Genomic DNA, 15,258 nt, shown 5'->3' on the forward strand with positions numbered 1-15,258 from the left:
GGTAACGAAGTGTAAGCAGATGGTTTCCATTTGACCCAAATCCCCTCTTGCCGTGTTGTTGTGCCATGGAAACGAAAGCGCCCCCCAGCCCTGTTCTTCGCCCCCTCCCCCGCGAGGCCGCGCTCATCGTCAACGCGCATAGCCGCAGGGGGCAGGATCTATACGCGCAAGCCAAGCAGAAGCTGGAAGAGGCAGGCGTCCGGCTGGTTGCCGCCCATGCGGTCGAAGATCCCAGCCAAATGAATAGCACGGTTCGCCAGGCGATCGCCGATGGCGCGCCGATGGTGATCGTCGGCGGTGGCGATGGGTCGATGTCGGGCACGGTCGATGAACTGGTGGGCAAGGATTGCGTTTTTGCCGTGCTGCCGCTCGGCACCGCGAACAGCTTTGCCCGCACATTGGGCTTGCCGCTCGATCTGGACGGCGCGGTGCAGGTGATTGCCCATGGCCGCCGACGACGGGTTGATCTGGGCATGATCGACCGGGATTATTTCGTCAACGCCGCCTCGCTCGGTCTGTCGCCGATGATCGGCAAGACCGTGCCGCACAAGCTCAAACGCTATCTCGGTCGGATCGGTTATCTGGTCTGGGCGGTCAAATGCTCGGTTGGGTTCCGTGCCTTTCGCCTCGTGATCGACGATGGGCAGAAGGAACATCGGCTCTGGTCGACCGAAGTCCGTATTCTCAACGGTCCCTTTCATGGGGGGGTCGAGTTATCCGACCATGCCGATGTGGATACGGGCGAAATCGTTGTCCAGGCGGTGGTCGGACGCAGCCATGTCCGGCTCGCCTGGGACTGGTATGCCAAATTCTTCAAGCTGCGCGACCGGAATTCCCACACGCAGGAATTTACCGGCAAATCGTTCAAGATTTCGACCCGCCCGACCCAGCGCATCTCGATCGATGGCGAAGTGCTGGCGAAAACGCCCGTCACCGCCCGGATCGCGGCGGGCGCGATCGAGGTGGCAGTGCCGGTCGAGGATTGATCAGAGCAGCTTTTCGTAGATCTGATAAACTTTGTTGACCGTGCTGTTGATCGCCTCGGCAATCGCGTTCATCCCCTGATTATCGTCCAGCACCCAGCCGATCTCACCCCGTGTCGAGCCATAATGTTCGATTGCGTCGAGCCGGATATGTTCGATCATCATGAAGGCGAGTTGGCTGGCGATGCGCGAGGATTGCAACCGTTGCACCACGCCCATCAGCGGCACGCGCATGGTGCGGACCTTGGGCTTGCGCAGCCAGCGGAGCAATTTTAGCCAGCCGAACGGGAAAAGCGACCCGTTGAGCGGCCCCAGCGCTTCGTTGAGGTCGGGCAGGGTCATCATGAAGGCGACCGGCTCGCCATCCAGTTCGGCGATCATGATCAGATCTTCGAACACGATGGGTTTCAGCTTCTTGCCGGTATGCGCGACTTCCGCATCGGTGATCGGCACGAAGCCCCAATTCCTGCCCCAGGCGTCGTTCAGGATCGACAGGATGATCGCCGCTTCCTTGTCGAACTTCGCCTTTTCGACCTTGCGGATGCGGATGCGCGGATTTTTCTGCCCCGACGCGACGATCCGCTGGATAAGCGGCGGGAATTGGTTGGTGATGTCCAGTTCGTAGCAGAGCAATTGCTTGGCCGGGGCATAGCCTGCGCCCTCTATCATCGCCTGGTAGGTCGGGCTGTTATGCCCCATCATGACCGTTGGCGGATGATCATGGCCCTGGATCAGCAAGCCAGGCTCTTCCCAGATCGACAGCGAAATCGGCCCCAGCACGCGAGTCATGCCCTTGGCGCGTAGCCAGGCTTCGGCGGCCGCGATCAGCGCCGCGCCGACGTCCGCATCGGTCGCTTCGAACAGACCGAAATTGCCCGTGCCCGGCCCCATGCCTTGTTCCGCTGGCTGCGCCAGCGCCAGACGATCGATATGCGCCGAAATGCGGCCGACAACGCGGTTGCCGCGGCGCGCGAGAAAATATTGCGCTTCGGCATGGTCGAAAAAGGGATTGTCGCCGGGCGTCAGCAGCGCCTTCACCTCGGCCTTGAGCGGGGGCACCCAGTTCGGATCGTTCGCATAGAGGGACCAGGGCAGGTCGATAAAAGACTTGAGGTCGGCCTTGCCGGAAACGGGAGTGATGACCAGATCGGATTGCGCCACGGTTGCCGCCTTGATGATGGGAATGGGATGCAGTTCGCCGCTTGTTTGCGCAATGTCAATCACGGGCGCGGGTTGGCGGCGTATCGGGACGCGGATGTCATGGTGCTGCCACGATATCAGCGCATTTGGAGTGTAGGACGGCAGGTATGACAGTGCATGATCCCATATTGGCCGCCGCCCAGCGCGCGCGGGCGACCATTCCCGACGATACCGCCATGCTGCGGGCCGCAGCGGAACTGACGCGCGACTATAGCGTCGCCAATCCGCGTATCTATTGGCCCGACATGCTGGGTTCGGCGCTGATCGGTTGGGCCGCGATGGTCGGCGCGATCGTGGCGGACAATCTCGCGATTGCCCTTGCCTGTGGCTTGGTCGCGATGATGGCGCTTTATCGGGCGGCGAGCTTCATCCATGAGTTGACGCATATCCGCAAGGGCGCGTTGCCGGGCTTTCGCTTCGGCTGGAATCTGATCGTCGGCATCCCGCTGATGATCCCGTCCTTCCTCTATGAAGGCGTGCATACGCAGCACCATGCCCGCACCCGCTATGGCACGGCGGAAGACCCCGAATATTTGCCGCTGGCACTGATGAAGCCCTGGTCGTTGCCCTTGTTCATTCTGGTCGCGTCGCTGGCGCCCGTCGGCCTGATCCTGCGCTTCGGGCTGCTGACGCCGCTCAGCCTCATCCTGCCGCCCTTGCGCCGCAAGGTGGTGGCGGAACTGTCGGCGCTGTCGATTAATCCTGCCTATCGCCGCCGCGCGCCGGAGGGTGACTTTGCGCGCATGTGGGCGTGGCAGGAAGCGGGTGCCTGCCTGTTCGCGCTGGCGCTGGTGGGCAGCGTATTCGTCTTCGGCTGGAAGCCTTTGCTCGTCTATATGGCGATCCATTCGGCGATGACCGTCGTCAACCAGTTGCGCACCTTGGTCGCCCATCTGTGGGAGAATGAGGGCGACCCGATGACGGTGACCGCGCAATATCTCGATTCGGTCAATGTGCCGCCGCCCGGTGTCCTGCCGGAGCTATGGGCGCCGGTGGGGCTGCGCTATCATGCGCTCCACCATCTGCTGCCGAGCGTTCCCTATCATGCGCTGGGCCAGGCCCATGCCCGGCTGATCGCGACGCTGGACGGGGATTCTCCCTATCATCGCGGCAATTATCCGGGGATGATCCCGCTGGTGGGCAAGATCGCGCGCAGCACGATGGGCGCGCGCTGAGCCTTATTCCTCGGTCCTGAACAGCACGGTTTCGCCGACTAGCAGGAACAGGAAGAAAGGTGCCCAGGCCGCGAGGAAGGGCGGATAGGCACCCAGGCTGCCCATCGCCAGCGAGAAATTGTCGGCGACGAAATAGGCAAAGCCAAGCGCCATGCCCATCACTGCGCGCACGAATAATTGCCCCGACCGGGCGAGGCCGAAGGCGGCAACGGACCCCAGGATCGGCATCAGCAGTGCAGACAGCGGCCCCGATAATTTGTGCCACAGGCTTGCCTCCAGCTCCGCCGTCGGCCGCCCGGCATCATGCAGGTCGGCAATCGCCGCCTTGAGCTGGGCGAAGGTCAGCGCGTCGGGATCGACCTTCGCCAGGGTGAACTGGTCAGGACGAATATCGCGGCCAAAACGGACGGTGCCGACATTGGTGACCGTGCCGCGCGCCACGTCGAACTGCCGCGCGCCTTCCAGCAACCAACTGCCGCTGGCGGCGTCATAGCGGCCGCGAGGCGCCTCAACTATGGTCGTCAGGCTGTTGTTGATCCGGTTATAGATGCGGACCTGGCGCAGTTGGACTTCCGTGCCGCGCCCCGCCACGATCGCAGCGTTGACGAGGTTGTTGCCGTCGCGGACCCAGGGGTTGCTCTTAACCCCGCTGTCGCGCGGGATCGGACCGTAATCCACCGCTTCCCAGGCGCTGAGTGCGGCAGTCGATCGCGCCACCACCCGTTCGTTGAAGACATAGCTGATCAGCGAGACGCCGAGCGCCGCGGCGATCAGCGGTGCCAATATCTGATGCGCCGACAGGCCCGCCGCCTTCATCGAGATGATCTCGCTATTCTGGTTGAGCGTGGCCAGCATGACCAGCGTGCCGAGCAACACCGAGAAGGGCAGGAAGCGCGCGATGATCTGTGGCGCGCGCAGGCCGACATAATGCCATAATTGCGCATCGCCATTGCCGGGATAGGCCAATACGTCGCCCGAATTGCCGAGCAGGTCGAGCGTCTGCAGCACCACCACCAGCAGCGCCAACACGGCGAAGGTCCGAGTCAGGAACAGGCGCGCCATATAGAGGGTGATGGGCGTCGACGGGAAGAAATTGAACTGCATGGCCTCAGGCCGCTCCTTCCACGGTCATAGCAGGTCGCCGTTTGCGGCCCAGCCGCAACAGGCGCGCGACCTGCTTGCCCAATTTGGCGAAGGCGAATTCCAGCGCGCCGATCGGCTGCCCACCGGGACGATGCGCCACCACATGATACATCCAGAAGATCAGCCCGGCGGCCAGAATGAACGGCCCCCACAGAGCGATGATCGGGTCGACCTTGCCCAGCGCACCGATGCCTTCGCCATATTGGTTGATCTTGTGATAGGTCACGATGAACACGATCGAGAGGAAGACGCCGAGCGCCGATGTCGATCGCTTGGGCGGGATGGCAAAGGCCAGCGCGGCGAGCGGCAACAGCAGCATCATCGCCACTTCGACCATGCGGAAATGGAAGTTCGCACGCACTTCGTCGCGCAGTTTGTCGGGCGTGGCCGCGCTGCGGCCGATCACCATCAGTTCGGGGATCGTCTTTTCCCGATCCACGTCGCGGCCGCGGAAATTTTCGATCTGCGGCAGGTCGATCGGCAGGTCATGGCTGGAAAAGGACAGGATGCGCGGCGTCTTATATTTGGGCGCATCATTGACCAGCACGCCGTTGCGCAGGCGGAAGATGATCGTGTCGGGATCGTCGGTGGCCAGGAACATGCCCTGCGCCGCGGTCACTGCCACCGATTGGCCGTCGCGGCTGGTCGCTCGCACGAAGATGCCCTGGAGATTGCGGCCCTCGTCCAGGCTGCGTTCGATTCGCATCGTCATCCGCTTGCCCAGATTCGTGAACTCGCCGACCTTGATCGACGCGCCGAGCGCACCAGACCGCAGTTCGAAGCGCAATGCCTCATAGGCGTGGCGCGACAAAGGCTGGACCCAGCCGACGATGCCGAAATTGAGCAGCGCCAGCGCGATCGCATACATGTAAGGGACGCGCAGCAAGCGGCCGTAGGACAGGCCAACGCCGCGCATGACGTCCAGCTCCGACGACATGGCGAGCTTGCGAAAGGCCAGCAAAATGCCGAGCATCAGGCCGATTGGGATGCCGAGCGAGAGATATTCGGGCAGCATATTGGCGAGCATCCGCCACACGACGCTGACCGGTCCGCCCTCCGCCGCGACAAAATCGAACAGGCTGAGCATCTTGTCGAGGACAAGCAGCATCGCGGCGATCACCAGCGTACCCAGCATGGGTACCGCGATCAGGCGGGCGAGATAACGGTCGGTGGCGGTCAGCATTCTCTAAGTCGTCGTCCCATCACCATGTTTTGGCCGCAAACCCCGCCCATATCAAACGGCATAGCGTTGCGGGGCGAACAGGGGCTCGCCATCCGGCCCATGCCGGTGGCTATAGCTTCCAGGAGTCTGATGGTCATGATAAAAGTTGCAATGGGTTTGATGTCGGGAGCAGCGCTGGTCGCTGCGACGCCCGCATTCGCCCATGGCCAGGAAATTGCCAATGATCTGGACCGTTGCGCGGCAAGCGCCAGCGGACCGGCGGTGCTGGTCGATGTACGCGGTTTTGCCGCCGCCACCGGCAAGGTGCGCGTCCAATCCTATCCCGGCACCAAGGCCGCCTGGCTGAATAAGGGTCAATGGCTGCATCGCATCGATACCGCGGTGCGTCCCGCCAATGGTGCGATGCGATTCTGCATGCCAGTGCCGCAGCCGGGCAAATATGGCATCGCCGTGCGGCATGATCGCAACGGCAATGGCAAGACCGACATTTCCAGCGACGGCGGTGGTTTTTCCAACAATCCGTCGATCAGCATCTTCAACCTGGGCAAGCCCGGTGTCGAGAAAGCCGCTTTCTATGCCGGTCCCGGCGTGACGAAAATCACGATCACCCTCAAATATATGTGACCCCAAAGCCATGGTTTGCGTCGCCCTCCTGTCCAATCCCAAGTCCACGGGCAACCGGCAGTCGCTTCCGCGCGTGCGCAGCTATTGCGCGAGCAACCCCGACATCTTCCATTATGAAGTGGAGCATGTCGAACAGATCGGCCGGGCGTTCCAGACCATCGCCCGCGTCGATCCGGTCGTCATCGTCATCAATGGCGGCGACGGGACGGTGCAGGCGTCGCTGACCGAGCTGTATCAGGGCGAGCATTTCAAAGGCCGGGTGCCGCCGATCGCGGTGCTGCCTAATGGCAAGACCAACCTGATCGCGCTGGACCTGGGCATCCATGGCGACCCGATCAGGGCGCTGGAGCGGATCGTAGCGATCGCCAAGGCAGGCGTGGACGATCATGTCGTCGCGCGGGAGCTGATCGCCCTGTCGGACGGACAGGTCGGCAGCCGCCCGGTGCTGGGCATGTTCCTGGGCGGCGCGGGACTGGCCGACTATATGCTCTATTGCCGCAACCAGATTTATCCGCTGGGGCTGTCCAATGGCCTGAGCCACTTCATCACCGCGATGGCGGTGCTGGTGTCACTGTTGTTCGGCATCAGCGCCCGTTTCCTGCCACCATCGAGCAAGCCGGTCAGCATCTCGCTGATCCGCGACGGCCAGTTGGTCGGGCGCTTTTCGGTGCTGATCGTGACCACGCTCGAACGGTTGCTGCTGGGCGTGCAGCCGGGCGACAGTCGACGCGGCAATATGAAATTGATGGCGGTGGACCAGAATTTGCCGGCGCTGTTGCGGCTGATGTGGGCCAGCATCTTCAAGCGGGTGGGCAAGCGTCAGATGCAGGGCATCCACCTGGAACAGGGCGACACCATCCGTATCGAAGGCAATCATAGCAGCGTCATCCTGGACGGCGAATTGTTCGAAGCGTCGGAGGGCAAGCCGATCGTGCTGCGCTCGACCCAGCCGGTGCCGTTTTTGCGGTTGGCGGCTTAGAACACGTTCGAGTAGTTGATTTTAAGAATTTGCTAACGATCTTTTAGGAGTCAGCGCACGTGATAACGTCGGAACATTTGTTGGTGCGTGCGGAGGTCGAAGTTGACGGTTCGCGTGAGACAATCGACCTTGCTGGGCTGTCAATTTTGCCCAAAGCAGGCGAAGTTATGAAGCTCGACTATTGGCATGGGCGTAAGCTGATATTTCTTGTTGAAGAAGTTCAGCATCACATCTCCAACATTGGTCAGGATATGCTTCAACAGATCACCCTGCGCGGGAAGGAAGTGTAACCCCACCACCTTTAACCGATGCACACATCGGCGGCGTAAGCTTCCATCTTAGCTGTCACGTTAATCCCGCAATTCCACCCAGGTCGGGGCATGGTCGCTGGCTTTTTCCCGGCCGCGAAAGTCCCTGTCTACCTGTGCGTCGATCAGGCGGTCGGCAGCGGCGGGGCTGAGCAGGAGATGGTCGATGCGGAAGCCTGCGTCGCGTGGCCAGCTGTTCATCTGATAATCCCAGAAGGTCCATACGCCGCCCGCAGGGTGGCGGCTGCGCAGCGCGTCGGTCCAGCCATCGGCCAACATCCGGCGATAGGCGGCGCGGCTTTCGGGCTGCATCAGCGCGTCGTTGGCCATTGCCTTGACGGAATAGGTGTCATCGTCACGGGGGATGACATTATAGTCGCCCGCCAGGATCGCGGGCACTTCTTCCGCCCAGATTTCAGCAGCGCGGGTGCGCAGGCGTTGCATCCAGCGGAGTTTATAGTCGAATTTGGGGCCAGGCTGCGGATTGCCATTGGGCAAGTAGATGCTGGCGACGCGCACGCCCTTCACATCGGCCTCCAGATAGCGGCTATGCTCATCCTCCGGTTCGCCGTCGAGGCCGCGCCGGACTTCGACCGGACTTTCGCCGCGCGCGAGGATGGCGACGCCGTTGAAGCCCTTTTGCCCGTGCCAGATCACGCCATAGCCCGCCTCCTCGATATCCTTGACCGGGAAGGTTTCGTCGGAGGTCTTAATCTCCTGCAGGCAGGCGATGTCGGGCCGTGTTTCGTCCAGCCATTCCAGCAGGCGCGGCAGACGCGCCTTGATGCCGTTGATGTTGAAGGTGGCGATACGCATGGACGATTCTCCTCGCCCCCGTCCCTAATGACTGGAACGGCGCTTGGCTATCAGACCGAGAAGCTGGTGCCGCAGCCGCAACCCGCCGTCGCGTTGGGGTTGGTCACCTTGAAGGCTGCGCCGCCCAGGTCCGAGACAAAATCCACCGCTGATCCGCGGACCAGGTCGAGGCTCACGTCATCAACCACCAGGGTCACGCCGTCACGCTCGACCGATATATCCTCTGCGTCGATCTGATCGGCGAGGCCGAACCGATATTGGAAGCCCGAACAGCCGCCCCCCTCCACGGCCAGACGCAGGATCGCGGGCTTGCCCTGTTTGGCAGCGATCGCGGCGACACGCGCGGCGGCAGACGGGGTGAGATCAATGTCGGTCATGCGCCTTAGATAGGATCAAGCAAAAGGCCCGGCAACCCATGGGGTGCCGGGCCTTTTGCGAAAGTCGAAAAAGGGTGATCAATCGGCCGCTTTTTCCTGCGCCGTGGTCGGGCCGCCCATGGCGACCGGCGGCTTGGTGTTGGCGGCGACCAGATAGTCGGGACCGGCAACGAAGGGGATGGGGTTTATCGCCGCGCCATCGACGCGGACTTCATAGTGAAGGTGGCTGCCGGTGGAACGGCCGGTCGAGCCCATGAGGCCGATGACCTGGCCGCGCTTCACATAGCTGTTGGCTGCAACGACCAGCTTCGACATATGGCCGTAGCGCGTTTCCATGCCGCCACCATGCGAGATCTGGACGAGATTGCCATAGCCGCTGGCCCAGCCCGAACGGCTGACGATGCCGTCGGCGGTCGCATAAATGGGGGTGCCGACGGGACCGGGAATGTCGATGCCCTTGTGCATGCGGGCGCGGCCATTGAACGGATCGGAGCGGGTGCCGTAGTTGGAGGTCAGCGAGAGCTTTTCGACCGGGCGGCCCGACGGGATATAGGCAGTCGCCTTGGGCGTGCCATCCATGCGCTGCAGGCTGGAGAAGATGTTGGAGAAGGCGAGATCGACCGCGGCAGGTGTGGTTGCCGCCGCTTCGGTCACTTCGCCATAGGGATCATCATCTTCGGTCGCCTGTGCGGGCATCGCCGCGCAGAGCGTTCCGACCATCGCGATGCTTCCAAAAATTTTTGCGGCTTTCGCTGCACTCTGGAACAAATTGGATGCACCAACATTGATCGATTGAAGAAACAGCATGCCGACCCCGACTTATGTCACCGCAGGCTTGATTGCCCGTCGGCGCTTCCCGTGTTTTTATTGGCGACCTAGATCGCCCCCGCCAGACATAGACTGCAAATTGGCGGTCAGGTTGCAAGCGCGGCGTAGAATTCGTGGGTCAAACCGGCCTGTCGACGCGCCGAGTCGTTGAACGGCGGCTTAACGCTGCCCCGAAAATGGCGTTTCACCAGCATTTGGTAATGAATCGGTGGATTTAGGTTCCTTCGGTTCGCCTCCGTGACAAACCAGTTCGTCCCGGCTTGGACATGGCGAATCTCGTCGACGAGGATGCGCTCAAGGATTTTGACAGTGGGCGCGTCGCCTGCCTGGTCGAAGCGCGCGACCGTCGCGGGCGTGATGTCGAGCGCGCGCGCCTCCAGCACCATGGGCACGATGGCGAGGCGGGCGAGCGCGTCTTCCGCTGTTTCGGTGGCCGCCTGCCACAGGCCGTCATGGGCAGCCAGCGCGCCATAATGACTGCCCATCTGGCGCAACCGCCGGTCGAGCAAGGCGAAATGCATCGCTTCGTCCGCGCCGACGCGCATCCATTCGTCGGTGAAGGCCGGCGGGAACTGGCTGCCGAAGCGGCCGATCAGGTCGAAAGCCAAGTCGATTGCGACAAATTCGATATGGGCGAGCGCGTGGATCATGGCGATCCGCGCCCGTTCCGACCCGATCTTGCCGCGCCGGGGCATCTGGGCTGGCGGCAGCAGTTCAGGCGTGGTCGGGCGCGCGGGTCGATCGGGCATGGCCACATCGAAATCATGGGCCAGATGTCCGAGCCGCCACGCCCGCGCGGTCGCGCGGGCGGCCATGAGCTTGGCGATGGGATCGGCGGTCAGCAGGACATGGGCACAGGCGGCGCCCACGCTGGTAACGCCAGCAGGCAGGCTCAAAGTGCCTGCGCCGCCTCAAGCACCTCCTGCGCGTGGCCCTTGACCTTCACCTTGAGCCAGACACGCTGCAGGCGGCCATCAGCGTCGAACAGGAAGGTGTCGCGCTCGATGCCCATATAAGAGCGGCCATACATGGATTTTTCGACCCAGGTGCCGAAGGCTTCGCACAGCGTACCTTCCTCGTCGGAGGCCAGGATCACCGACAGGCCATATTTGTCGGCGAATTTGCGCAGCTTGGCGGGCTTGTCCTTCGACACGCCGACGGCCGGGACGCCCGCCGCCGCAAATTCGTCGGCCAGCGCGGTGAAATCCTTGGCTTCGTTGGTGCAGCCCGGCGTGTCCGCCTTGGGATAGAAATAGACGACGAGCGGCTTGCCTGCATAGCGGTCCAGCGTGAACTCCACGCCATCGGCATCCTTGATCGTCCCCGTGGGGATGGCGTCGCCCTGTTGCAGCATCATATATCCTCCGAATAGGGCGCGGCGAGCGCGGCCCAGGCCTGGCCGACGCTTTGCCGCGCCTGCGCATAGCTTTCAAGCAGACTGTCCCAATGGTCAGCCCCGCAGGCGCGCGCGACGAGCGGACGGGTCGCTTCGGCCGGTTCGGTCGATCCGGGCGCGACGAGACGCGAGACGACGAGATAGCGGGTAATGAGGTCATGCGCGGCGATGAGATCGGCGGGCAGATGCCCCGCAGCGACGAGGTCCGCGAGCGCTTTGCCCAGATCCGGGTCGAACGCCATGCCGTAACGAAATTGCGAGACGTGGATTAGAAATTCGAGATCGACCAGGCCACCGGGCACCAGCTTGACGTCGAGGTCGCTGGCAGGCGGCTTGTGGGTGGCGATGTCCCGCCGCATCTGCACCGCCTGCCGCGCCAGTTCATCGAAGTCGCGGGGGCGATGCAATGTCTCGGCGAGGATGGCCTCCAGCGCAGCGTGAGCTTCGGGCGATCCGAACACAGGCCGGGCGCGGGTGAGCGCGAGATGCTCCCAGGTCCAGGCGGCTTCGCGCTCATATTTCGCGAAACTGTCGAAGCTGACCGCCAGCAGCCCCTGCGCGCCCGATGGCCGCAGCCTTGTATCGACCTCATAGAGCGGGCCGGAGGCGGTATGGACTGACAGCGCATTGGTGACGCGCTGGGCCAGGCGGTTGAAATAGAGGGTCGCGCCGAGCGGCCGGGCACCATCGGACTCGGTCTGGAAATCGCCGGTGAAGAGATAGATGAGATCAAGGTCGGAGGCGTGGGTCAGCAGGCCGCCCCCCATCCGGCCCAGCGCCAATATGACCAGTTCGCCGCCCGGCACCGTACCATGCGCGGATTCGAACTCGGTGATGGTGGCATTAGCCAATGTCTCGATCGCGGCCTCAGCCACGCGGCCATAGCCGCGCGCGGCTTCGAGCGGATCCCCGCCACGGATGATCTGTACCCCCAGCGCGAAGCGGCGATCGCCCACCCGCTGGCGCACCCGGTCGAGCAGCGCCTGATAATCCTCGCCCGGCTCCAGCGCGCCAAGCTGGGCGGTCAGCCCTTCAACCGAGGGCGGCGGGTCGAAGGCGGTGGCGTCGATCAGCCCGTCGATCAGTTCGACCCGGCGGGCGAGCGCATCGGCCAGCGTCGGCGCATGGCTCAATATCTCGGCAAGCAGTTCGACCAAAGCGGGCCGGGCGGCGAGCAGCTTAAAGAAATTGATGGCGCTGGGCAGCCGGGCAATCATGTCGTCGAGCCGGTTGAGCGCGCGGGCGGTATCGGGTGCCTTGGCGATCGCGCGCATCACGCCGGGTAGCAGCGCTTCCAGCGCCTCGCGCGAGGGGCCGCTGCGCAGCGCGCGGATCGTGCCCCCGCGCCAACGGGCGATGCGGGCGAGCGGCGTGTCAGCATCGACAAAGCCCATGGCGAGCAACTGGCCCTTCAGCCGATCTTCGTCATGGGACAGCGATGTGTCGTCGGTCTGCGGGGTCAGCCGGTCATAATTGCGGCCGACCCATTCGACATGCGGGGTCAGCACGGCGAGCAGCGCCGGACCATCTGCAAGGCCGTGCAACCGGGCAACATTGTCGAGCGCTGCGTCGCTCTTGGGCAGTTCGTGCGTCTGAAGGTCGTCAACCATCTGGAGGCGATGCTCGATGGTACGCAGGAGGATGTAAGCGGCATCGAGCCGCGCCGCGACGTCGGGTTCGATTACGCCCGCGTCGGCCAGTGCGCTAAGCGCTTCGCGCGTGTTGCCCGACCGCAGTGCGGGATTGCGCCCGCCATGGATCAACTGATGCACCTGCGCGAAAAATTCGACCTCGCGGATGCCGCCGCGTCCGCGCTTCAAATCATAGCCCAGGCCGAACGCTTGTCCCTGCGCATAATGGTCGCGGATGCGGCGGCTGATATCGACGATGGCATCGATCGCGCCGAAGTCGAGGCTGCGCCGCCACACGAAGGGGCGGATCTGGCGCAGGAAATAGTCGCCCAGTTCCATGTCGCCCGCCGCGGCACGCGCACGGATGAAGGCGGCCTGTTCCCAGCCGACCGCCATCGATTCATAATAGCCGATCGCCGCTTCCACCGGCAGCGCGATCGGCGTCGCTTCGGGCGACGGGCGCAGCCGCAGATCGACACGAAAGACATAGCCGTCGCCATCGGGCGCGCTCAGCAATTCGGTCATGCGTCGCGCAATCCGCACCGCGGCATCGGCAACATCCTCGCGATCGCGATGCGGCAAGGTCGCAGGATCGTAGAGGAGAATGGGGTCGATGTCGGAGGAATAATTGAGTTCGCGGCTGCCATGCTTGCCAAGCGCCAGCACGACGAAGCCGCGATGAGGCATGTCGGGATAGCGTTCCTGCATGGCGGCGGCGAGCGCCTCTTCCAGCGCGGTGTCGGCAAAGTCGGACAGGGTGCGGGTAACCCGGTCCAGATCCCACGCCCCTGACAGGTCGGCGGCCGCGACGGTCAGGGCGATGGCGTTGCGCCGTCGCCGCAGCGATCGGGCCACCCCGTCCTGCGGGCTGCCTGCCGCATGGGCCATGGCCAGCGCGGCGTCGAAATCCCCGGTCGCGAGGCAATCGGCCAAGGTCGGCAAGCGATCCAGCACCCGCGCCAAAAAGGGCGAATGTGCCCGTATCCGTGCTTGTGTCTGCGGCCAGTCCGTCACGCACTCTCTCCCGTCTTTGCGCGGGCTATCGCGTGACCATGCGACGAATGCCAGCAACTTTTTGGCCCGACGACCGTTCTATGGATTATGGAAATGCAGCGCAAATATGCTTGCCGATCGGCAACGGGCGGCGACGGCGACAAAGGCCGGATCGTCACCGTCGCGCTGCCCGCCCCTTATGAGGGGATCGGCAATGCCTTGCGCAAGACCTACAGCCCGCCGCGCGACAGTTTGCCCGACGATATGATGGCACTGCTCAAGAAGCTCGATCATCATTGAAACGGCGCGTTGCCTGGTAGGGCAGCAGTTTCTTTACCTCTGATCCTTAAATGCAGACTGCATTATCGTCGGGATCTGGGACGGCTCCATGCTCTATCGCAACTTTGCCATCGCCACCTTGTTGGGTGCGCCCTTGCTGGTCATGATCGTGGAAGCGGTGGTGCCCAAGCCGCAGCCTGCAGCGGAGACAAGCGCCGTGGCGGCGGCGACCCCCGCGCCAGTTACGCCGGTCCCGCCATCACCTCCCATTGTCATGCCCCAAGCGCCACCCGTCGCGGCGATGCCCGATTATGGGCAGCCGCTTCCGGGCGCAGGCCAACCCGCGATCGTGCCCAATGCCGAAATGCCCACGACAGCCAGCGGGCCGATCTTTTCGTCCCGTTCCGCGCCGCCGGGGTCGCCCAACGCGGAATGACCGTCAGATCGCGCCGCTGAACGTGTCGCACTGAGCGGGGTCGCCGGTCGACAGGCCTTTGCGTAGCCAGACCATGCGCTGTTCGCCGCTGCCATGCGTAAAGCTCTCTGGCACGGGACGACGTCCGGCCGCTTTTTGCAGCGTATCATCGCCGATCGCTTCGGCAGCGCGCATGCCCTCTTCTAGATCGCCCGCTTCCATCAAATTGGTGTCGCGCGCGGCCCATACGCCGGCATAGCAATCGGCCTGCAACTCCATCTTGACCTGGAGCGCATTGCCCTCCGCCTCGCTGGCCCGGCTTTGGGCGGCGCGGACCTTGTCGGCGGTGCCAGTGATGGTCTGGATATGATGGCCCACTTCATGCGCGATGATATAGCCGATCGGGAAGTCGCCCGGCGCGTTGAAGCGGCTCTCCATCTCGTTGAAGAAGTCGGTGTCTATATAGATGCGCTGATCGGCCGGGCAGTAGAACGGCCCCATGGCCGATTGTGCCGCGCCGCAGCCCGACTGGCCGTTCTGGGTGTAGAAGACCAAGGTGGGTGGCGGATATTGCTGCCCCTCTGCCTTGAAGATGTCGGCCCAGCGGCGCTCGGTCGATCCCAGCACCTTGAGCGACGTGCGCTGGATGTCGGTGAGTTCAGTCGTCGCGGGGCGTTCCGTCTGCACCGACTGGCCGCCACCACCACCACCGCCGCCGATCATGCTGAGCGGGTTCATGCCCATCACCACCATGATGACCAAAACCACGGCGATGCCGCCGCAACCAAAGCGACTGCCGATCAGCGGCAACAACATGCCGAGGCCTCCGCCAAGGCCGCCGCCCCCGCCCCGGCCGTCCTGCACTTCGAAATTGCCGCTTTCCTGTTCGTCGTCGAGCCGCATGATACCCTCCCTCTATCCATCGCGG

The 15,258-nt window shown here is 63.4% G+C and carries 17 protein-coding genes; 7 read left to right on the forward strand and 10 right to left on the reverse strand.

Features of this window, described 5'->3' with window-relative positions:
* Positions 1–65: 65 nt before the first annotated feature.
* Positions 66–986, forward strand: coding sequence for a diacylglycerol/lipid kinase family protein (locus ACZ2HM_RS09520; protein ID WP_470425115.1), 921 nt, complete (start codon positions 66–68; stop codon positions 984–986).
* Here ACZ2HM_RS09520 and ACZ2HM_RS09525 read toward each other — a convergent pair whose 3' ends face one another.
* On the reverse strand, positions 987–2,144 hold the full coding sequence (locus tag ACZ2HM_RS09525; RefSeq protein ID WP_470426829.1) for an N-acetyltransferase: 1,158 nt from the start codon (positions 2,142–2,144) through the stop codon (positions 987–989).
* Between the two features lie 146 nt (positions 2,145–2,290).
* Between ACZ2HM_RS09525 and ACZ2HM_RS09530 the strand changes: the two genes are divergently transcribed.
* Positions 2,291–3,358, forward strand: coding sequence for a fatty acid desaturase family protein (locus tag ACZ2HM_RS09530; protein ID WP_037472147.1), 1,068 nt, complete (start codon positions 2,291–2,293; stop codon positions 3,356–3,358).
* 3 nt (positions 3,359–3,361) lie between these two features.
* Here ACZ2HM_RS09530 and lptG read toward each other — a convergent pair whose 3' ends face one another.
* Positions 3,362–4,462 carry an LPS export ABC transporter permease LptG gene (gene lptG / locus ACZ2HM_RS09535; RefSeq protein ID WP_037472146.1) on the reverse strand — a complete coding sequence of 367 codons (1,101 nt, stop codon included), beginning with the start codon at positions 4,460–4,462 and terminating at the stop codon, positions 3,362–3,364.
* 4 nt (positions 4,463–4,466) lie between these two features.
* On the reverse strand, positions 4,467–5,684 hold the full coding sequence (gene lptF, locus ACZ2HM_RS09540; RefSeq protein ID WP_037472145.1) for an LPS export ABC transporter permease LptF: 1,218 nt from the start codon (positions 5,682–5,684) through the stop codon (positions 4,467–4,469).
* A gap of 129 nt (positions 5,685–5,813) precedes the next feature.
* On the opposite strand from lptF, the gene ACZ2HM_RS09545 reads away from it, so the two are divergent.
* From ACZ2HM_RS09545 to ACZ2HM_RS09555, 3 genes are read left to right on the forward strand one after another with little or no spacing between them, the layout of a single operon-like run.
* Entirely contained in the window at positions 5,814–6,308 is a 495-nt protein-coding gene (locus ACZ2HM_RS09545) for a DUF2141 domain-containing protein (protein ID WP_037472144.1), read from the forward strand.
* Between the two features lie 10 nt (positions 6,309–6,318).
* Positions 6,319–7,287, forward strand: a complete 969-nt coding sequence (locus ACZ2HM_RS09550) for a diacylglycerol/lipid kinase family protein (protein ID WP_037472143.1) — start codon at positions 6,319–6,321, stop codon at positions 7,285–7,287.
* Between the two features lie 59 nt (positions 7,288–7,346).
* Positions 7,347–7,577 (forward strand): hypothetical protein, encoded by a 231-nt coding sequence (locus ACZ2HM_RS09555; protein ID WP_037472142.1) that lies wholly within the window; start codon positions 7,347–7,349, stop codon positions 7,575–7,577.
* A 60-nt stretch (positions 7,578–7,637) separates the two neighbouring features.
* Here ACZ2HM_RS09555 and xth read toward each other — a convergent pair whose 3' ends face one another.
* The 6 genes from xth to ACZ2HM_RS09585 all read right to left on the reverse strand — a co-directional run bounded on the left by xth (position 7,638) and on the right by ACZ2HM_RS09585 (position 13,657).
* Positions 7,638–8,411, reverse strand: a complete 774-nt coding sequence (gene xth, locus ACZ2HM_RS09560) for an exodeoxyribonuclease III (RefSeq protein WP_470425116.1) — start codon at positions 8,409–8,411, stop codon at positions 7,638–7,640.
* A 50-nt stretch (positions 8,412–8,461) separates the two neighbouring features.
* Positions 8,462–8,788, reverse strand: coding sequence for an iron-sulfur cluster insertion protein ErpA (gene erpA / locus ACZ2HM_RS09565; protein ID WP_037474406.1), 327 nt, complete (start codon positions 8,786–8,788; stop codon positions 8,462–8,464).
* 78 nt (positions 8,789–8,866) lie between these two features.
* Positions 8,867–9,595 carry a M23 family metallopeptidase gene (locus ACZ2HM_RS09570; RefSeq protein ID WP_081912826.1) on the reverse strand — a complete coding sequence of 243 codons (729 nt, stop codon included), beginning with the start codon at positions 9,593–9,595 and terminating at the stop codon, positions 8,867–8,869.
* A 107-nt stretch (positions 9,596–9,702) separates the two neighbouring features.
* Positions 9,703–10,512, reverse strand: coding sequence for a ferritin-like domain-containing protein (locus tag ACZ2HM_RS09575; RefSeq protein ID WP_470425117.1), 810 nt, complete (start codon positions 10,510–10,512; stop codon positions 9,703–9,705).
* Entirely contained in the window at positions 10,509–10,970 is a 462-nt protein-coding gene (locus ACZ2HM_RS09580; protein ID WP_470426830.1) for a peroxiredoxin, read from the reverse strand. Before ACZ2HM_RS09580 ends, ACZ2HM_RS09575 begins: the two co-directional genes overlap by 4 nt.
* Positions 10,970–13,657, reverse strand: coding sequence for a bifunctional [glutamine synthetase] adenylyltransferase/[glutamine synthetase]-adenylyl-L-tyrosine phosphorylase (locus tag ACZ2HM_RS09585; protein ID WP_037475041.1), 2,688 nt, complete (start codon positions 13,655–13,657; stop codon positions 10,970–10,972). Before ACZ2HM_RS09585 ends, ACZ2HM_RS09580 begins: the two co-directional genes overlap by 1 nt.
* A gap of 93 nt (positions 13,658–13,750) precedes the next feature.
* On the opposite strand from ACZ2HM_RS09585, the gene ACZ2HM_RS09590 reads away from it, so the two are divergent.
* Together ACZ2HM_RS09590 and ACZ2HM_RS09595 are read left to right on the forward strand one after the other, a co-directional pair.
* Positions 13,751–13,936, forward strand: a complete 186-nt coding sequence (locus ACZ2HM_RS09590) for a hypothetical protein (RefSeq protein WP_333973896.1) — start codon at positions 13,751–13,753, stop codon at positions 13,934–13,936.
* A gap of 88 nt (positions 13,937–14,024) precedes the next feature.
* Positions 14,025–14,351: a hypothetical protein gene (locus ACZ2HM_RS09595; protein WP_037475035.1), complete on the forward strand. Its 327-nt coding sequence runs from the start codon at positions 14,025–14,027 to the stop codon at positions 14,349–14,351.
* A gap of 3 nt (positions 14,352–14,354) precedes the next feature.
* On the opposite strand, the gene ypfJ is transcribed toward ACZ2HM_RS09595, so the two are convergent.
* Positions 14,355–15,233 carry a KPN_02809 family neutral zinc metallopeptidase gene (gene ypfJ, locus ACZ2HM_RS09600; protein ID WP_037475032.1) on the reverse strand — a complete coding sequence of 293 codons (879 nt, stop codon included), beginning with the start codon at positions 15,231–15,233 and terminating at the stop codon, positions 14,355–14,357.
* Positions 15,234–15,258 lie beyond the last annotated feature (25 nt).

This window comes from Sphingobium sp. KKT206 (assembly GCF_055640555.1).